Here is a 19,533-nt window from a genome sequence, read left to right on the forward strand (position 1 = left end):
AGTCGTAGGCTTTCTACAAGTGGGAGATGAATTGCTTTTTTTGTAAAAAAAATTGAAAAAAGGATACATCCATGATACAATTTTTGTATAAAATATCGAAGAGAAATCACTAATGATAAATTTCTAAAGAAATAATTAAAAATAATATTCAAAATCAAAAGGAGGTGTAATTTTATGAAATATAATTTAGCATTCAGATACAGAATTTATCCAAATAAAGAGCAGGAATTATTGATAAATAAGACTTTTGGATGTGTTCGTTTTGTTTACAATACGATTTTGTATGCTGCAAATAAATTTTATGAAGAAACGGGAAAAAATAAAATAATTACACCTGCCAGTTTAAAAATTGAAAACCAATTTTTGAAAGAAGTAGACAGCTTGGCACTTGCAAATGCTCAATTAAATGTAAAACGATCGTTTATGAATTTTTTTCAGAAGAGAGCGAAGTTTCCAAAGTTCAAATCTAAAAAGAATAATATTAAAAGTTACACAACAAATTGTGTAAATAATTCGATACGAATTGAGGAAAATAAATATTTGGTTTTGCCAAAATTGAAAAAAGTAAAATTGAAATATCATAGAGAAATACCAAAGGATTATAAAATAAAGTCGGTAACATTGACAAACAGTAATGGAAATTACTATGTTTCTGTTTTGACGGAATTTGAAAAAGAAATTCAAAAAATGCCAAGTAATGATAAAGTGATTGGACTTGATTTTTCAATGTCTGAATTATTTGTCAGTTCTGAAAACCAAAGGGCTGATTATCCAAGATATTTTAGGATGTTGGAGAAAAAATTGAAGAAATTACAGAAATCATTGTCAAGAAAAGTGAAATTTTCTAAAAATTGGTATAAGCAAAAAGCGAAAATATCAAAATTGCATGAATATATCAAAAATTGTCGAAGGGATTTTTTGCATAAATTATCGAAAAAATTGTCTGAAGTGTATAATGCTGTGGTTGTTGAGGATTTGAATATGAGAGGGATGAGCCAAACATTAAATTTTGGTAAAAGTATAGGAGATAATGGGTGGGGAATGTTTTTGAGGATGGTTGAGTATAAACTGATATTTTTAGGAAAGCAATTTTTGAAGATAGATAAGTGGTTTCCATCATCGAAAATTTGTAGTAAATGTGGAAATGTTAAAGAGGAACTGAAATTATCAGAAAGAAGTTATAAATGTGAGTGCTGTGGAATTGAAATTGATAGAGATTACAATGCGGCATTGAATATAAAAAACATTGGAAAAGCGATGTTGGAATATTAAGAAAATAAAAGAAAACAGGGCAGGGACTGCCCGAAGAGCTTGGTAAATATATTTGGCTAGCAAAAGCAGATACTTCCCAAGAAGCTCCCGCTTCTAAAAGCGGGAGTAGTTCACTTTTCTAAATTAAATGAAGTAAAAAAAGAGCATCTTGTTGAGGAATTGAAACATTATAATTTTTAAGTTTGATTTCAAAAGTGAAAAGGAGAGATTTTTTATGAAAAAACTAATAATTGTAGTTGTAAGTTTAATGGTTACAACTAGCAGTTTTGCTGGTTATACGAGTGATATGATTAATAGAATGGAAATTAAAGAGAAAAGTGTGGAGAAATCCTTTGGAGGAAGTAATGCTGAAATGAAAGAAGCGACTTCGGTTATTTTGGAGGGGTGGGATAGCGAATTGAATAAAGTTTATAAGTTGTTAATGAAGAAATTATCAAAAAGTGGGCAGATAAAACTTATAAATGAAGAAAAATTGTGGATAAAAAGTAGAGATAATAAGGCAAAAGAAATAGCCAATGAATTTTGTGACACTGTAAATGGAGAAAGACTTTGTGGAACTGGTTATGGTTTGGCGTACACGCAATCATTAGTAGAGTCAACTAAAGATAGAGCGGTTGAATTGTCAAAAAGATATGAAAAATTGAAATAAAAATATGATAGGAATTAAAAATTTTTTGTAACAAAGGAAGGATTGAAATGGCAAAGATAATAGACACACATACACACATTTACGACGAGCAATTTGCAGAAGATTTTGATGAAGTTTTGGAACGGATTGAGGAGCAGATGGAAAGCGCTGTTGTTATTGGATGTGATTTGGAAACTTCGCTTACGAGTGTGGCTCTTGCGAATAAATATCCGTTTATTTATGCGGTGATTGGAGTTCATCCTGTGGATATTAAGAAGTATAATGATGAAGTGGAAAAAGAATTGGAGCAACTGGCTTTGAATGAGGAAAAGGTTGTTGCGATTGGGGAAATTGGACTGGATTATCACTGGATGGAAGATCCAAAGGATGTTCAGATTGCTGTGTTTAAAAAACAGATGGAACTTGCTGAAAGGGTTAAAAAGCCTGTTGTGATTCATACGAGGGAAGCGTTGCAGGATACGATTAATGTTTTGAAGGAATATCCGAATGTTGGCGGGATTTTACATTGTTATCCGGGATCGCTTGAGGCAGCGAAACCTCTTTTGGATAGATATTACATCGGAGTTGGTGGGACTTTGACATTCAAGAATAATAAAAAGACGAAAGAGCTTGTGCGAGAACTTCCTTTGGAAAAGATTGTCCTGGAAACAGATTGTCCGTATTTGACGCCAGTTCCTTTTAGAGGAAAAAGAAATGAGCCGATTTACACAAAATATGTAGCAGAGGAAATTGCTAGAATTAAAGAAATTTCTGTGGAAGAAGTTATAAAAGTGACTACGGAGAATGCAAAGAGAATTTATGTAATGAAATAAAGGAGAGATGAGTGAAGAAAACAAGATTTTCAATAATTCTTGCAAGTATTATTTTAAATATAAATATATTTGGAGCAAAGTTGGTTTATACTGATAAAAAAACAAAAGTATCTGATTATGATGTAAAAGAAAATTTGGTAAAATATCAAAAAAATGAGTATAGAAAAGGTAAAATTTATTATGCTATAACTGATAATACGACAGGCTATGATAATTGGAAAAAAGAAGTTGGAGATGAAATGCCACGAACTTATCTTCCTGAAAATTGGGAAAAAATAGCAAAACATTCGTTAAAGGATCAGGAAGGTGAAGATCATACGACACTTGCCACGAAAACTTTTCTTGAAACAACAGGATTTGATGCGGGTCAAGTAATAAATTATGGTGCTGAAAATGAATGGAATATGTTAGAAGGAATATTTTCCTATAGTACAAGTACACCATATTATTCGCAGTATTTATTAACAGACAATGCTTGGTATTTTGGAAATGTAATAAATGAAACACTTTTAAATAATTATATGCCCAGACTTGTGACAACGAATACAGATGATAGAAATTTATTGGTATTGGCTGTTCCTAATGCACAAAAAAAGGAAAATAATTCTAATGCTGAAGTATTGCTTAATGATGCAACTGCAAAACTTCCCTTGTATAGCGATGAAGTAGCAAAATTGTTTAGAAGTCAGCGAATAATGGTTGATGCTGCAAATTGTTTTGTTTATGGGAAAAAAGATGTGACAAATTCTGTTTTGCTGAATGAAAGTTACAAAGGTGGAAAAATATCAGATTTTTCAGAAAAATGTACAATGTCTCAAACAGATGATGAAGTCAGTGCAGATGCATTATATGCACGAAGTAATACAGTAGTAGCACTTGGTAACATATATAGTAAAACGGAAGAGGAAGATAAATTTGGAACAAGTTTTGCAACACCTAGAACTGCTGGATATGCGGCACTTATTTTGAATAAATTTAAGGGGCTGACTTATCATCAGATTAAAGAAATTCTTTTGACAACGGCTTATCGTGAAAGAGATAGGCTTGACAATCAGATGGGCTGGGGAATTGTGGATATAAGAAAAGCACTTAATGGTCCGACAAATTTGAATGCGGGATTGATTGAAGAAAATAAATTTTATACTGGAATGTATGATAAAATTTTCAATAAAAAAAGTAACGATATTTATTTTTGGGCTGAACCTGAAACTGACTGGGTTTGGACTAATGACATAAACAGCGGATTAAGCGATAAGCCAAGTGGGACATCTACTTATGTTATGGCTTTAGATAAAGATGATAACAGTAAAATTGGAAGAGTGACTATACAAAATTATTTGCCAAGTGAAGAAAATTTTTACAAAGAAACTAGTAAATATGTGCCAGGGCTTAGAAAAGCTGGAAAACATAAGTTGACTATAACTGGGGATTTGCTTTATGGCGGAGAAACTCAAGTCTTGGAAGGAACGCTAAAACTTACTGGAAATATACCTGACAGTAAAATAGTTGTTTATGAAGGGGCGACTCTTGAACTTTGTGGAAATGCGAATAAGGTTGTACTTGCTGGCGGGAAAATTGAAGCATGTCCGAGTGCTAAATATATGCTTGTGAATGAAGACAGGGAAGATATTGAAGTAAATAAAACAAAAGTGATTGATATTCCAAAACTTTTCTACTTTACTCAGAGTAATAAAATAGAAACTAAGAATTTTAAAAATTATGATAAATATAATAAATTTTTAAATAAGCATTACAATCACATAAAAAGTAATTATAATTTTGGAAAAATGCCTAAAGATGAATTTTTTGCTGGGAAAAATCAAGTTTATGCACACGATTATTCTTATAAGCTGACTGGTAAATGGGATTTTATTGATACTTATGAATTTTATAAATATATGAAAGGAAGATAAAAAATATAATAAATTAAAATAAGAAATTATACTGTTCCCCATTAGAATAATAAATTTGTCATAAATTCTATTTAACAAGGGGTCTTAACCCCCTTGCCAGAAAATAAATAAAATATATTTTTTAATTTTTTAAATTTCTTCTTTTAATTTTTTTAATAAAGCCTGACAGCCTTTTGTAACATCGACAAATGTTTGCTCAAAATCCCCTGTAAACCAAGGATCAGCAATATCACGGGCCTCTCCGGCATATTCTAAAAGTCTTTTGACTTCTCCTGTTTTTTTGTCATTTATAAACGAATTAATATCTTTTATATTATTTTCATCCATTCCAATGATATAATCGGAATCTAAATCTGAATCTTCAAGAGTTCGAGAGTACATTCCAGCAGTTGAAATTCCTTCTTTTTTTAGTCTTTCACGAGTACCGTGATGAACAGGATTTCCGTGTTCCCAAGAACTTGTTGCCGCAGAGTCAATTATAATTTTATCTTGTAAATTCTCATCTGCAACCATTTTTTTAAAGACAGCCTCAGCCATTGGAGAACGGCATATATTTCCAAGACAGACAAATAATACTTTTTTCATTTTTTCTCCTTTTGATTTTATTTTTACTTTTCGTTATTTTTCATAAATTAGATTTCATAAATTAAATTTTTCATTTTAAAATCATAAATTTTAAAAATAAAAAATAAAATTAATTGTTGTAGGTTTCACAACGATTTAACCAGCCTCTAAGCCATTTTTGCTCATTCTTTGCACCAGAATTTTTTACTCTTCTTTCAAGCACAGATTTTGCCGACTGACTAAATTCTTCAAGTGCCGCTTTCCCAGTTTGAGAACCTTTCATATTTTCCAAAACTTGCAGAAGTCCCCATCCTTGCCCATTGTAAGTTTCTGATGGCAAAATTCCTTCACCTTTGAAATTTACATAGTCAATTAATGGATATAAGCCATTTGGCGAGTTTGCAACACGGTAAAATTGCTTTTTGACATTTTCTTTATTTTTTGCAACTTTTAGCATTTTTTCCAGCGAATCTTCCAGACGGTTGAAAATAAACTCAATTTGTGTATCCTGCGTGTTGTAAAGAAAATTAATCAGTTCGGTAATTTCTGGATTATTATTTTGTTTTAATTTCAAAAACTCTTCTCGGCTTTTCCAAGGTGCAAATTTGTTATCTTTAATAATTTTTGGCAATTCAATATTTTTAGATTTATAAAATTCCACAAGTGGCGGAAAACTTTCTTCAAATTTACCTTTTTCACCTTTTTTATACCAAATAAAATGCCCTATCCCAAGCGATGGGAAATTTTCTCCGCTATTCCAAACAACCAAGTCATTTTTTTTCCCCGCGGCTTCATTTTGAAAAATTCTTTTAGCCACACGGTTAAGTTCTTCTTTTGAAATTGACAATTTTGGTCTTTCACTTAAATTTTGAGAGTTTTTATTTTTATCTTCATTGTTATTGATATTTTTATTTTGATTCAAATTATCTACTTTTTTAATATTTTCTTTTTTTGTTTTCGGTGATTTTTTGGAAAATCCAAAAGATGTCAAAGAAGCTGATAATGCTCCAAGTAAAATAATTGTTTTTATTTTTTTTGATTTCATGACCTTTCTCCTTTTTTAGTAATTTTATCATATTTTTAGGATTTTATAAAGAGAATGTTTTTTGTTGTTATTCAGTTTGAAAAGTGATATAATCTTGTTAATTCCTTTTTATTTTTTAAATGGAGGTTATTTATGAAAAAAATTATAATAATATTTTTATTATTTAGTAGTTTAAGTTTTTCTTATACACGAAAGGAGCAGATTCAGGAAAATTTGTCAAAAGTTGGGATAAAGCAGGAGATAATTGATGAAACTCAAAAAATGGATTTTGAAATTAGAGATCTTGTGACTTTTGAGAATAACGAAAATGTGATTGGAGAAAAATTAAATAGACTTCTTGCACTTTTGAAAAAAGATGAACGGAATTATATTGTATCAGAAGATATTATTACAATTTATGAATCAAAAATTGGAAAAGATTATGAGAAATATTTAAATTTATTTACAAAATACACTCCTTACGATTATGAAAAACTGTTTGCAAAAATGGTATATTATCGTGGAATAGGTGAAAAAGATAAGAGTGACAGTTATTATAGGGAAATAGAAAAAAAATATAGCAATACTCCAATTATGGAAGTTATAAAAATTTATAATACTGCAAATGAAAAAGATAGATTGCTTCAAACAAAAAAAGTTTTAGATATACTAAAAAATGAAGAAATAAAAAGACAATTTGGAATTCCAGATGAAGAAGTTCATTCAATGAATTTAACTTATACTTTGACAGAAGTAAGAAAAAATTATAATAATGGTGAAATTGAAAAAGCAGTTTCAGAATATATAAACAATATTGTAAATTCTAATGTTTCAAATGAGGTTCGCGAGTATAATCGACGAAAAGAAATATTGTTATTGTTAAATGTTTTGATGATCAATGAAGAAATCACGAATAAAAAACTGCGTGAACAAAATAAGAAAAAAATGGAAGGTACTTATATTTCTAAAGAAATAAAAAAAGAAACTATGAAAAATACAGATTATTTAGATAAATATTTGAATGAAATACAATGAAGTAAATTTTAGGAATTTTATAGAGTATTTTTATTTATCTAATTTTAATAAATTTTATTAATTTTTTTTCAAAAAATTGAAATTTTGTTTTGAAAATCGGAACACATTGTGATATAATTAGAGTTGAGAAATGCTATAATAAATAAATTTATGGAGGTAATTAGAAATGACTAGAATTGAAGATATCTATGCAAGAGAGATACTTGATTCAAGAGGAAATCCAACTGTGGAAGTTGAAGTTTATTTAGAAGGTGGAGCAATGGGAAGAGCTTCTGTACCGTCTGGAGCATCAACTGGAGTGCACGAAGCGGTTGAATTAAGAGATGGAGACAAATCTAGATATTTAGGACAAGGTGTTTTAAAAGCAGTTGAAAATGTAAACAAAATTATTGCTGAACACTTAATTGGATTTGACGCATTAGATCAAGTAGCTATTGATAAAGCTATGATCGAATTAGATGGAACTCCAAACAAAGGAAAATTAGGAGCAAATGCTATTTTAGGTGTTTCATTAGCAGTAGCTAAAGCAGCAGCTAATCAATTAGGTATACCTTTATATAGATACTTAGGTGGAGTAAATGCTAAAGAATTACCAGTACCTATGATGAACATCTTAAATGGAGGATCTCACGCAGATTCGGCTGTTGACGTTCAAGAATTTATGGTACAACCAGTAGGGGCTAAAACTTATAAAGAAGCTTTAAGAATGGGATCTGAAATTTTCCACCACTTAGGAAAAATCTTAAAAGCAAACGGAGATTCTACTAACGTAGGAAATGAAGGAGGATATGCACCATCTAATATTAATGGAACTGAAGGAGCTTTAGATGTAATTTCTCAAGCTGTTGAAGCTGCTGGATACAAATTAGGAGAAGATGTTACATTTGCAATGGATGCCGCTTCATCTGAATTTGCTACTCAAAACGCTGACGGATCTTACACTTATACATTCAAAAGAGAAGGTGGAGTTGTAAGAAGCTCTGATGAAATGATCGAATGGTACAAACATTTAACTTCTAAATATCCAATTATTTCAATTGAAGATGGATTGGCTGAAGATGACTGGGACGGATTTAAAAAATTAACTGAGGCTCTTGGAGATAAAGTGCAATTAGTAGGAGATGATTTATTTGTTACTAATACTAAGAGATTAGCTGATGGAATTGCAAAAGGAGTTGCAAACTCAATCTTAATCAAAGTTAATCAAATTGGTACATTAACTGAAACATTAGATGCTATTGAAATGGCTAAAAAAGCAGGATATACTGCAGTAGTATCTCACAGATCAGGAGAAACTGAAGATGATACAATTGCTGATATTGCAGTTGCTACAAATGCAGGACAAATTAAGACTGGATCTGCTTCAAGAACAGATAGAATGGCTAAATATAATCAATTATTAAGAATCGAAGATGATTTAGCAGAAGAAGCTATTTATGAAGGTAAAAAAGCATTCTATAACATTAAACTTAAATAATAGACTAGTAATAAGATTACAAAAATTATATTATTATAAATTTTCAGGGTAGGGGCATACCGAAGAGCTTGGTAAATATATGTGATTGATAAAATTGTATACTTCCCAAGAAGTCCCCTTTTCAATATAATTTTTTTTATTAGTTTATATAAAAAATTGACAATTATTGTTAAATGATATATAATATATAAGATAATTAAAACTAATAACTAATTAGGAGGAAAAAAAATGAAAAAAGTTGGAATTTTATTTGTACTTTTAAGTGCTTTATCATTTTCAGCTAATTCTGCAAAAACTACTAAAACTACAAAAACTAGAACTACTAAAACAGTAACTACTCAATCAGTAACTGGTAGATTTAACCAATTGGAAGCAGAATATGAAAGATTGGTAAATATGGAAAATCAAGAGTACAACAAATTAAAGGCAAATGCTGACGCAGCAGCAGCTAGATTAGCTGAAAAAGAAGCTCAAAAAGCTCAAATTGAAGAAAGAATTGCAAAAATTGAAGCAGCAGCAGATTCAAAAGCATTTAAAGCTCAATATGCTGACTTAGCAAAACAATATAAAGCTGTAGTTAAAGCATTAGATACAGAAATCAAATCTTTAAATACAACAGTTGAAAATTTTGCAGCTATTGAATCTTTAAAAGGAAATCAATAAAAATAAAAAAGTGAAAGGAGATATGGGAAGTGAAAGCAGAATAAATAATTTGTATTTAATTCCCATAGAAAAAAGATGAAAAAGAAATTAGCAGTATTATTAGGAGTATTAGTATTAAGCAGTGTTTCATTTGCAGCACCTGCAAAATCAACATCAGGTGGATCAATTGAAAATAGTTTAAATAACTTAGAAAATCAATTAACTAAATTACAACAAATGGAAGATGCAAAATATAGACAACAAGAAGCTGAAGCAAATGCAGCAACTCAAAGATTAGAAAACTATACAGCAATGCAAGCTAAAATTGATGAAAGACTTGCTGAAATTGAAGCAAATGAAGATACTAGTATCTTCGGAAAAGAATTCAAAGCTAAAGCTACTGAATATAGAAACTTAAGAAATCAATTAGACAAAGAAATTGCTAAAGAACAACAAATTATTAGTAACTTTGAAGTAATTAAATCTTTAAGATAGTAAACAGGTTTAATATAAAAAAGATGCTTTTACAAGTTATTTGGAAAGGCATTTTTTTTGTGTAAAAAAATAAAAATAGAATATGTTAAAGTAATTTATATTGTCATTTATTAAAATAGTAAATTTCTTATTAATTTAGAATATTTAGTGAAAAATCAAAAATATTTGTATTTGCTAAATAGGATATTATTCCTATTTTTATAAAGTTTGGTATAAATTAGGGTTGTAGAAAAATATTTTTGTGGAGAAATGTTATGAAAGAAAAAATGAAATTACGAGGAATGTTGCTGGCAAGTTTAGCTTCAAGTTTATGGGCTATATCAGGAATTTCTGGAGAAATTTTATTTAAAAAATATAATTTTTCATCAGATTGGCTAGTGTCTATTAGAACATTGATTTCTGGAATACTACTTTTTGTGATAGTCATTTTTATTGAAAAAAAATCTGTTTTAAAGCCATTAAAAAATAAGAAGGATTTCATTGGAATAATTTTATTTGGAACTGCAGGAATGTATTTGGTTCAGTATACTTATTTTAAGACAATCGAGCTAAGTAATGTTTCGTTTTCAACAATTTTACAGTTTACAGCACCGTTTTTTATATTTATTTATGAATCTATAAAAAATAAGAAAATTCCAGCATTTTCAACATTGATTTTACTTTTTATGACAATTTTAGGAGTTGTATTTATAGCTACAAAGGGAAAAATTTCAAGTTTGTCTGTTTCGCCAGAAGCATTATTGCTTGGACTTATTTCAGCGATTATGATTGCTTTTTATTCAATTTATCCAAAAAAACTTTTGAAAAAATATGGAAGTATAACGGTAGTTGGATGGGGAATGATTGTAGGAAGTGTAGTTTCAAATATTGTTCACCCAATTTGGAAGATACAAGGGAATGTAAATACAGAATCTATTATTCAAGTGACAGTTGTTGTAATTTTAGGAACTTCTGTTGCATATTTGATTTATATCGCAAGTTTAAACTACATTTCTTCTTCACTTGCAGGAATTTTAACAGCTTTTGAACCAGTACTTGCAGCGATTTTATCAGTGATTATTTTTAGATTGAAATTTTCTTTTGTTGAATTAATTGGATTTATATTGGTTTTTGTTTCAATTTTTATTTTGGAAAAAAGATTGTGATTAAAGATTTGCTATAAATTTTGAATATAATTAATTAATTAAAAAATGCTTGCAAGGAACATTGTTTATTCAGTTTCAGTGTTACATTAAATAAGAATTATTTAGCGAGGATATCTCATAAGTCAAAAATAATTTTATTAACATAAATATTATATATTTTTTAAAAGTAAAAAGTATCATTTTTATTGATTTTATAAATATAGTAAAATATATGAAATTTATGATTTGATAATTTTATTTATCTTATGAGACAGTCCCGTTTTTTTCTATTTTTAAGATAAGATAATTAATTCTTTGTTACTTTTATTTAATACTTCTCTACCATCTTTTTTAACTACAACATCATCTTCAATTCTGACTCCGCCCCATCCATCAAAATAAAGTCCAGGTTCAGAAGTAACAACCATATTTTCCTTTAACTCAATTTGAGAAGCAGAAGATAAGTAAGGCAATTCGTGAATTTCAGCACCAATTCCATGTCCTAATCCGTGTCCAAAATATTTGCCATATCCTTTTTCATTAAAGAAATTTCTGACAACTTTATCAACTTCATCTGACATTACACCCTCTTTTATTGTTTCTATTCCCAATAATTGAGCTTCCAGAACAGTATTGTAAATTTCTTTATGTCTATCTGTAATATTATTTCCATAGTAAACAGTTCTTGTTATGTCTGATACATATCCTTCATAGTATGCTCCGAAATCCATTGTAATAAATTCTTCCTTTTGAATCTTTTTATCAGAAGCAACTCCATGTGGCATAGCTGAGCGGTAACCGCTGGCAAAAATTGTTGTAAATGAACGGTCATCAGCTCCTAATTTTCTTTGAATGTATTCCATATATGAAGAAACTTCCTTTTCAGAAACACCTTCTTTAATAATTTTTAAGGCTTCTGAAAATGCTGCATCACTAATTTCTACTGCTTTTTTAATAAGGGCAATTTCTTCGTCAGATTTTACCATTCTTTCCATCACAAGTTTATTTCCAACAGGAACTAATTCCACTTTGAAAATGTCTTTAATTGTTTGATAAAGCGAGAATGAAACATTAATATCTTCAAATCCGACATTTTTTAATCCAAATTTCTTTATATATTCCCCAACTGTCTGAAGCGAACCACGAGAAACTTCCACAAATTCAAATCCCATTTCAGTAACTTGTTTAGTAGCTTGTGTTTTATATCTGAAATCTGAAAAGAAAAAATTTCCATTTTTTGTTGCAAGAGCAACTCCGGTAGTCCCTGTAAATCCAGTAAAATATCGAAGATTATACAAATCTGTAATAAATAATCCGTCAATATTCAGTTCATTTAAAATTCTTGATAATTTTTCAGTTCTTTTTTCCATGTTTTTCCCTCTTTTTTATTAAAATTTTTTACTTTTAAAGTGTAACATAAATTTAAAATTTTTTCTATTTATTTTTTCTTAAATATTTTACTTCGGTATAAAAATAAAAAAATAGCCAAAAAGTTATTAATTTAATGACTATTTTTTAAAAGTTTATAATAACTTGATAGTATGAAGTCCTATAAAAACGAATTTGTGAATTAATAATATTATGCTAATGTTAAAATCAAGGAAGTTTAAATTTTAAAATTTATGTGTGTATCCCAATGTGAATACATTTACATTTTTATCATATTTTACTTTTGATTTATCAATAGTAATTCCTGGAAGTGAAGTTTTCTCACGTTTTCCGTTGGAAGAATTAAAGTTTACGTGTGCTAGTCCAAATTTCCATTCTGAAGATTCCGTTGGCTTGTAGGTAAGTCCAGTTGCATAAATTTGTGAATTTATTGCATATTCTACATCAGAGAATGATTCTTTTTTTGCTCCGGTATCCGCGTAGTTGAATCCAGCGTGCCAAGTAAATTTGTCATTAATTCTGTAATCTGCTCCAAAATTTACTTCATATCCGTCATTATATTTAAATCTGTCTATTTTAGCAGCTTTGTTGAAATAATATGTGTATCCGCCAGAAAAAGTCCATTTGTTTACATCTTTTGAAACTCCTAATGCCAGAACTCCTGGCAAATCACGTCTTGAATGAACTCCATCTGCATATTCCGGATAGAAGAATGAAATTCCTAAAGGTCGTCCTGCAAGAAGCATTTTATTATTTTCCTGAGCTTTTGACTTAAATTTTAATTTTACAGGTGTTTCATATTTTACTGCAAAATTTAAAGTATCAGTTGGTCTATAGTCAAATCCAATTATTCCTCCAATTCCTTCGGAATTACGTTTTGAATTCATTGATAAATAATTTTTATTAAGACCAATAGCTGCTCCCACAAGTGGATTATAACTGTATTGTGCTTCTCCATCTAATTTTCTATGGGCATAAACGTATTTTAGACCACCTGACATTGAGAAGGTATCATTGAATTTATAGACACTTCCAAGCATTAACTGGTAATAACGGTTTTGACCTGTAAAACGGTTTTTTGTAACTTTTGCTCGAAGTCTTCCTCCTGTAATGTTATTAAAAGTTTCTCCAGCCAGTTCAATTCCAGCAACTCCGTCATTATAACGTAAAGTGGCTCCACCTGCAATAACACTTAGATTTCCAAAAAGTGAATAGTTATTTTTTTTGTATAAAAGGTTAAATGAAGGTGCTCCAGCATATCTATGAGATTTCAATTTTTTTCCTTTTAATGTCATTGATTCATCAATCATTGAATTTTGTAAATTTGCGTTAATATAAGTTCCATCATCTAAAAAAACAGTTCCTGCTGGATTATAAAAAATGCCTTCCACTGAAATCTTTCCTGTTTGAGATGGATTTTGAAAGTATGAGGCTGAATTATTTGACAAATAGTCGATACTTGCCGCATTTGCAAAAATTGCAGTTAAAGCAGATAGAATAGCTATTTTTAATTTCATAATTTTTTTCTCCTTATTTTTTAATTTTTTTTATTCATTTGTAAAAGTCTAAAATTTTCAATAATTACAATGCTTTTATAATTCTAATTCTTATTATTTTTCTTGCAGTAAAATTTTAATATTTTTGTTGAAACACTGTATTTAGTTGTATTTTTATATTATTACTTTTACAATTGCCTATTTTATCTTTTGATTTTCTCCATATTTTTTCTTTTACTTTTAAAATTATCTATTCAAATTAATATATTTGTTTGATAAAATTTTAAGTATAGATAATATAACATGTGTTACATAAAAAGTCAATAGATTTATTTTGATAATAAAAGTTTTTTTATATAGGTGTATTGTATAATTAAGTGCAACATCTAAAACATATAAAAAATTTCAATTTTCGCAATTTATTATCTGTTTTACCTAATGATTAAGTATAAGGAATGGGGCTCATAGTTTAAGTTTAATTTTTTCTAAGTGAAAAAATCGTATATAATAATAGATTTTTATGTAAATTTATGCTAAAATAAAAAAGATGTTTTCCTTTGAACATAAAATTTGAACATAAGAAAAAAATAAAGAAAACATAAATGGGAATTAGGACAATGAAAATAATTATCCTTTTCAAAAATAAAGAGAAGAGGAGGTAAAAAACGTGAAATGAAATACATAAAGAGATCTTTGATTGTATTTATTTTTCTTTTAATGTCTTTATTTGCACTAAAGTTTTATATTTCAACGAAAAACTTTAGAGGCGTACTGACTTTGATTTTGAAGAGCAGTGGACTAAATGTTGAATTTAGGAATGTCAAGGTAATTGGATTTAGTAAAATTCAAATTGACAACTTAAAAGTTAAAGATCTTGCGGGAAATGTAGTTATTGATGCTAAAAAGACTACGGCTGGGATAAGTCTTCTTATGCCAACTAGGCTTAATAGAATTGATGTGTATAATGGAACTGTTAATTTAGAACGTAGAAAAAATAATGATTTTAATATTCTTCATGTGATAAAAAAAGATCCAAAAAAACCAGAAACGTTTGATCCAACAAGCAGAATTGGAAAACTACACATTCACAATGCAATTTTAAATTATACAGATACAACTTATGCTAAAAAAATAAAAAAAACATTGAAAAAGGTAAATGGAAGACTGGAAGTAGCAAAATCACGTGGTTTCTCACTTTTTGCAAAAGGTTTTGGAAATAAAAACGAAGATGGAACAACAGAAGTTCTAAAGGTTGAATTAAAACAGTTGATAAAATCTAAGCAGTCAATTTATTCAATGTTTGATAAAATAAAAAATAGTGATGTGAGAAGGAAGGATACACGTCTTAATTTTGGTTTTGAAAATATTAAAATAACTGAAGAACTAGGACAATATGCTCAGGTTGAAATGATAAAGGTAAAAGATGGAATACTTACAGGTGCATTAAAAATGGAACAAAATAAAATTCGAAAAAAAACATATATACTGGGAAGCTTGAAAATCAAAAATGGAAAATTGTCTTATGTTGATTTTGATGGAGATATTGAAGGTGTTAATGCTGTAGTTGATATGAAAAAAGATAAAATTACAGTTAATGCGAATACTAAATTAAGTGAAAGTCCAGTAACTTTGACACTAGCTTATTTTATACAAAATCAAAAAATGAACTTAAAATTGGTTGCAGATAAACTTCCATTTAATCAAGTTGCGCGTTATAAAATGATTAAAAATACAAAAATTGAAGCTGATGGTGCAGTTTCAGGAAGACTTGAGTTAAATATTGATACAAAAACTAAAAAAGGGACACTTGATGGAAAGTTTTCTTCAGATAATATAAGAATTTCAAATTCTAATTTTCAAAATATAAAGACTACTATGAAAATTACAAATGAAAAACTGACTTTAAGTGATACATCATTTGTATTTAATGAAGCTTTTTCAGGATTTAAAGTAAACGAAGATGTTAAAGTTGGAAAATTTGTGTATGATTTGAAAAATAAAACTGGTACAGCAAATTATGTATTAAATAATCTTGGTTCTGATTTTAATATTAAAAAAATTACTGGAAGTGTTAAAATATCGTCTAAAAATATTATAACAGGTACAGTACGATCTAATGTTTTAAAAGGTAGATATACGGTAAATCCAAAAGTACAGACAGTTGTAATTAATGCAAGAAGTAATGGATATTTTACTGTGAATTATGGGGGAAAATCTTATAAAATCAGTCCAGATGTTGATAACCTAATCATGAAATTTAAAAATAAAAAACCACTTCGTTCTGGAAGAATTAGGGTAAGAGTGAAGGATTTGTCAGTTCCTTTTGTAAAAGTTATAGATGTAAATATAAAAATTCGTAATGGAAATTACAAAATAAATGGAACAGCTGGAATAAATGGTGGGGGAGTATTAAATATAAGCGGAATGACAACTTCTGATATGAAACATTCATACTCCCTCAATTTACCGAAACATGTTGATATTGCAAAGTTATTAAGGGCTAATGGATATAATTTTAATGGGCTGAATAAGGCAAAGCTGCCTGCAACTGTTACAGCCAATATTAAAGGTGTAAATAATAAGTTTTTCGGGACTTATGAAATTCATAGCCCTTATGGTGAATACATGGGAAAATATAAAAATTTGCATGTTAAAGGTAAAATTAATGATTTGACAAATTTGGATATGACAATCAATGCGAAAGTAAATGAATTACAGTTTGAAAATCAGCGTTTAAGAAATGTAACAGGTAATCTTGAAATAAAAGACAATGTTGTCAATATCGCAAGTATAAGAAATGAAAATTTGAATGCAAGTGGTAAATATGACATTAAATCTGGTAAAATAGATATAAATGCAAGATTAAAAAATTATATGCTTTCAAGTAATGAATTACCATCAAAAATGGATGTGAAAATTGGAACATTGAATGCCAACTTATCAGGAACAGCGAATAAACTTTCTGGGAATTATGAACTTTATAGTCCCTATGGAAAATATATAGTGGAATATGAAAAATTACATGCCAATGGTAAAATAAATAATTTGTTAAATTTAGATTTGACGGCTAATGCAAAAATGGATGAATTATGGTTTAATTATCAGCGTTTGAAAGATGTAACTGCTAATCTTAAAATAAAGGATAATGTCGTAAATATTTTAAGCGCTAAAAATGAAAATTTGGATGCAAACGGTAATTATAACCTTAAGACTGGTAATATGAATATAAATGCTGGATTAAAGGATTATATGATTTATGACACTTCTCCATATAAATTAAATTTAAAAGTTAAAAATTTGAATGCGAATTTGACAGGAACTGTAGATAAGCTTTCTGGAAGCATAATAATACCATCTGCACCTACAACAATAAAATCAACTTATGTGGGTGATACCAATGCACATATTACCATAAAGGATGGAATTATGAGCTTTGATGATGTAACTTTACGTGATAATAGATTATCTGGGACTTATAATTTAAAAACAGGAATTTCAGATATTGGACTTACTTTAAATGAGCCTGATATTCCAAAACTTCTAGAGTTGAAAGATTTGACATTTGGAACAAAATCAAATCTTAATCTTAAGGGAGATTTAAACAACTTTAATCTTGAAGGGCAAATAATCTTGGGAAATATGAGTTTTAAGACTTATAAAATACCGCACATTGTTGCAGATATTAAGTATTCTAATGGGAATATTGATAAATTATTTAAATACGGAACATTTGATTTACAAAAGTTGAGATTTGTTGGGGATAATCAGGAAACTTTGTTTGAAACACAAACTAAATTTGATTTGGCAAATGTAAATATTGATTATCAGCTGGAAAAACAGAAGTTTTCACTTGATTCAATACAGGATTTAAAGAATAAGGGATATAGTGGTGATATAGACTTTGGATTTATGTATCGTGGAAGTTTTGAAAAATTTATATCTGGAGTTAAAATAAAAGCGGATTCGATTAAACTTAGCGGGTTTCCAGTGAAAAATGTGGATATTGATTTACAAGCTAATGAAAAATCTTTAAATATTGGGCAGTTTTATTTGGAATATGAAAATAATCCACTTCTTGTAAATGGATATGTTCAATTTACACCAATAAAATATAATGTTTCTATGTTGGCAAAAGACTTTAACTTAGATTTTCTAGGAATCAATAAAGGTGTTGAGCAGGCAGGAGGAATTGCAAATGTAGATGCGATCTTTTCAAATGAATCTACAACGGGACATATTCTACTTGATAACTTTAATTATAAAACAAGAGATAAATTAACGCTTGTAGATAATGTAAATGCTAATATTGATTTGAAAAACAGTAAACTTATAGTAAATCGTCTAGATGGAGGATATAATGGAGGAACTTTTAAAGTAACAGGAGATTTAGATGTTCCTACAATTCCTGCTGATTTTATGAAAACTAAACGATTGGAACTTGGAAAATTTGAATTAAATGCAGATCTTAACAATGTAGGGATTCATTATGGAAAAGGAATAGATTTTGCTCTTAGTGGAAATGCAGTATTTACAGAAAATAGATTATTTGGAGATCTTGTAGTAAATAATGCTCAAATACGTGAAATTCCAAATTTTAATTCATCAAAAACTAAAACAGGAGAACCAGCACAGGAGGCTAAAAAGGAACAAGATAAGTCAATTGTAGAAGGAATCGTGGAAGAAGTAATTGATAAAATAATGAAGCAGTATACAGTTAATATAGGTGTACAAGCTGGAAATAATGTAAAAATTAATATTCCAAATGTAAGTCTTGTAAAAAATATAAAGGGTACAGTAAAAGGTTCATCTGAAATTACTTATGAGGATGGTCAGATTGGGATAGATGGAGAGTATAGAATTACAAAAGGGTCTTTTTCCATAAATGGAAATGACTTTAAGATTGACGGAGCAGAAATAAGATTTGTACCATCAGTTAATGGTGTTACAGCTTCTGTATCAGATCCATTTGTAATTTTCGATGCTAGTACAAGAGTAGATGGTGATAGAATAGAGATAAATGTAAGCGGAAATGTAAGTAATCCTAAAATAAGATTTTCATCTTCTTCTGGAAAAACAAGAGAAGAAATAATATCATCTCTTGCACTTAATACTTTAGTTGGAAATAGTGGCAACCCAGGTGAGAATGGAGATAATTCAGTCGATGGGCTAGTAGTGGCAGGTTCTTTAATCAATACTGCATTAAATGAGCTATTTCTTTCATCAGTAACTGGTAAGATCAAGGATGCATTGGGAATGTCTAAAGTAGCTGTTTCTACAAATGTTGATCGTTCTAATAAGACGGGGGAATATAGTGCCGCAACAACACTTACATTACAGGATAATTTATACAAGGATAAGCTATTTTGGAATGCTGCATTTAAGTTTCCATATCAGACTTCAAAAAATGATGAAAAGAATCCAATTGGATATAATGCATGGCTAAGTTACAGTGTTTCAAATGGATTAGACTTAAGAATCGGAGGAGAAAGTTTAAAAAGATCTAGTTCTAGTGCAAACATGGGTAATGGTACAAGGATAAACTATTATTTTGGAGTCGATTTTTCAACAAGAGCTGATACATTCGGAGATATTTTAAAAAAGATATTTAGGAAGAAAAAATTAGATACATTAAAAAAATAGG

14 protein-coding genes are annotated in these 19,533 nt (G+C 29.0%); 10 read left to right on the forward strand and 4 right to left on the reverse strand.

Annotation, left to right across the window (positions count from 1 at the left end):
• Positions 1 to 174: 174 nt before the first annotated feature.
• The 4 genes from FVE73_RS01225 (at position 175) to FVE73_RS01240 (ending at position 4,646) form a co-directional block, all read left to right on the forward strand.
• Positions 175 to 1,272 carry an RNA-guided endonuclease TnpB family protein gene (locus tag FVE73_RS01225; protein ID WP_146997817.1) on the forward strand — a complete coding sequence of 366 codons (1,098 nt, stop codon included), beginning with the start codon at positions 175 to 177 and terminating at the stop codon, positions 1,270 to 1,272.
• Between the two features lie 214 nt (positions 1,273 to 1,486).
• The gene (locus FVE73_RS01230) at positions 1,487 to 1,921 is read left to right on the forward strand and encodes a lysozyme inhibitor LprI family protein (RefSeq protein WP_018499282.1); all 435 of its coding nucleotides are present in this window, start codon (positions 1,487 to 1,489) and stop codon (positions 1,919 to 1,921) included.
• A gap of 47 nt (positions 1,922 to 1,968) precedes the next feature.
• Complete coding sequence (locus FVE73_RS01235; protein ID WP_018499283.1) at positions 1,969 to 2,733, forward strand: TatD family hydrolase; 765 nt, start codon at positions 1,969 to 1,971, stop codon at positions 2,731 to 2,733.
• Positions 2,734 to 2,744: 11 nt separating this feature from the next.
• Positions 2,745 to 4,646 carry a S8 family serine peptidase gene (locus FVE73_RS01240; protein WP_018499284.1) on the forward strand — a complete coding sequence of 634 codons (1,902 nt, stop codon included), beginning with the start codon at positions 2,745 to 2,747 and terminating at the stop codon, positions 4,644 to 4,646.
• Positions 4,647 to 4,775: 129 nt separating this feature from the next.
• Here FVE73_RS01240 and FVE73_RS01245 read toward each other — a convergent pair whose 3' ends face one another.
• Together FVE73_RS01245 and FVE73_RS01250 are read right to left on the reverse strand one after the other, a co-directional pair.
• Positions 4,776 to 5,231 (reverse strand): low molecular weight protein-tyrosine-phosphatase, encoded by a 456-nt coding sequence (locus tag FVE73_RS01245; RefSeq protein ID WP_018499285.1) that lies wholly within the window; start codon positions 5,229 to 5,231, stop codon positions 4,776 to 4,778.
• A 109-nt stretch (positions 5,232 to 5,340) separates the two neighbouring features.
• A complete protein-coding gene (locus FVE73_RS01250; protein ID WP_018499286.1) occupies positions 5,341 to 6,255 on the reverse strand; it encodes a hypothetical protein in 915 nt (304 codons plus the stop codon).
• A 132-nt stretch (positions 6,256 to 6,387) separates the two neighbouring features.
• On the opposite strand from FVE73_RS01250, the gene FVE73_RS01255 reads away from it, so the two are divergent.
• From FVE73_RS01255 to FVE73_RS01275, 5 genes are all read left to right on the forward strand, one after another.
• Positions 6,388 to 7,269 carry a hypothetical protein gene (locus FVE73_RS01255; RefSeq protein ID WP_018499287.1) on the forward strand — a complete coding sequence of 294 codons (882 nt, stop codon included), beginning with the start codon at positions 6,388 to 6,390 and terminating at the stop codon, positions 7,267 to 7,269.
• 166 nt (positions 7,270 to 7,435) lie between these two features.
• A complete protein-coding gene (eno, locus tag FVE73_RS01260) occupies positions 7,436 to 8,746 on the forward strand; it encodes a phosphopyruvate hydratase (protein WP_018499288.1) in 1,311 nt (436 codons plus the stop codon).
• A gap of 228 nt (positions 8,747 to 8,974) precedes the next feature.
• Positions 8,975 to 9,409, forward strand: coding sequence for an adhesion protein FadA (locus tag FVE73_RS01265; protein ID WP_018499289.1), 435 nt, complete (start codon positions 8,975 to 8,977; stop codon positions 9,407 to 9,409).
• A 75-nt stretch (positions 9,410 to 9,484) separates the two neighbouring features.
• Positions 9,485 to 9,883: an adhesion protein FadA gene (locus tag FVE73_RS01270; RefSeq protein ID WP_018499290.1), complete on the forward strand. Its 399-nt coding sequence runs from the start codon at positions 9,485 to 9,487 to the stop codon at positions 9,881 to 9,883.
• 254 nt (positions 9,884 to 10,137) lie between these two features.
• Entirely contained in the window at positions 10,138 to 11,028 is an 891-nt protein-coding gene (locus FVE73_RS01275) for a DMT family transporter (protein WP_018499291.1), read from the forward strand.
• A 272-nt stretch (positions 11,029 to 11,300) separates the two neighbouring features.
• Here the strand turns inward: FVE73_RS01275 and FVE73_RS01280 are convergent, their stop codons facing one another.
• The gene (locus FVE73_RS01280; RefSeq protein ID WP_018499292.1) at positions 11,301 to 12,377 is read right to left on the reverse strand and encodes a M24 family metallopeptidase; all 1,077 of its coding nucleotides are present in this window, start codon (positions 12,375 to 12,377) and stop codon (positions 11,301 to 11,303) included.
• A 243-nt stretch (positions 12,378 to 12,620) separates the two neighbouring features.
• Positions 12,621 to 13,913: an OmpP1/FadL family transporter gene (locus FVE73_RS01285; protein WP_018499293.1), complete on the reverse strand. Its 1,293-nt coding sequence runs from the start codon at positions 13,911 to 13,913 to the stop codon at positions 12,621 to 12,623.
• A 651-nt stretch (positions 13,914 to 14,564) separates the two neighbouring features.
• On the opposite strand from FVE73_RS01285, the gene FVE73_RS01290 reads away from it, so the two are divergent.
• Positions 14,565 to 19,532 carry a translocation/assembly module TamB domain-containing protein gene (locus FVE73_RS01290; protein ID WP_018499294.1) on the forward strand — a complete coding sequence of 1,656 codons (4,968 nt, stop codon included), beginning with the start codon at positions 14,565 to 14,567 and terminating at the stop codon, positions 19,530 to 19,532.
• Position 19,533 lies beyond the last annotated feature (1 nt).

Origin of the sequence: Leptotrichia wadei, assembly GCF_007990545.2 — a bacterium.
Classification (GTDB): domain Bacteria; phylum Fusobacteriota; class Fusobacteriia; order Fusobacteriales; family Leptotrichiaceae; genus Leptotrichia; species Leptotrichia wadei.

Bases quoted from the DNA above. Each gene is read 5' to 3' on its own strand.
- FVE73_RS01225 (WP_146997817.1), top strand. From the start codon at position 175: ATGAAATATAATTTAGCATTCAGATACAGAATTTATCCAAATAAAGAG.
- FVE73_RS01230 (WP_018499282.1), top strand. From the start codon at position 1,487: ATGAAAAAACTAATAATTGTAGTTGTAAGTTTAATGGTTACAACTAGC.
- FVE73_RS01235 (WP_018499283.1), top strand. From the start codon at position 1,969: ATGGCAAAGATAATAGACACACATACACACATTTACGACGAGCAATTT.
- FVE73_RS01245 (WP_018499285.1), bottom strand. From the start codon at position 5,231: ATGAAAAAAGTATTATTTGTCTGTCTTGGAAATATATGCCGTTCTCCA.
- FVE73_RS01250 (WP_018499286.1), bottom strand. From the start codon at position 6,255: ATGAAATCAAAAAAAATAAAAACAATTATTTTACTTGGAGCATTATCA.
- FVE73_RS01255 (WP_018499287.1), top strand. From the start codon at position 6,388: ATGAAAAAAATTATAATAATATTTTTATTATTTAGTAGTTTAAGTTTT.
- eno (WP_018499288.1), top strand. From the start codon at position 7,436: ATGACTAGAATTGAAGATATCTATGCAAGAGAGATACTTGATTCAAGA.
- FVE73_RS01265 (WP_018499289.1), top strand. From the start codon at position 8,975: ATGAAAAAAGTTGGAATTTTATTTGTACTTTTAAGTGCTTTATCATTT.
- FVE73_RS01270 (WP_018499290.1), top strand. From the start codon at position 9,485: ATGAAAAAGAAATTAGCAGTATTATTAGGAGTATTAGTATTAAGCAGT.
- FVE73_RS01275 (WP_018499291.1), top strand. From the start codon at position 10,138: ATGAAAGAAAAAATGAAATTACGAGGAATGTTGCTGGCAAGTTTAGCT.
- FVE73_RS01280 (WP_018499292.1), bottom strand. From the start codon at position 12,377: ATGGAAAAAAGAACTGAAAAATTATCAAGAATTTTAAATGAACTGAAT.
- FVE73_RS01285 (WP_018499293.1), bottom strand. From the start codon at position 13,913: ATGAAATTAAAAATAGCTATTCTATCTGCTTTAACTGCAATTTTTGCA.
- FVE73_RS01290 (WP_018499294.1), top strand. From the start codon at position 14,565: ATGAAATACATAAAGAGATCTTTGATTGTATTTATTTTTCTTTTAATG.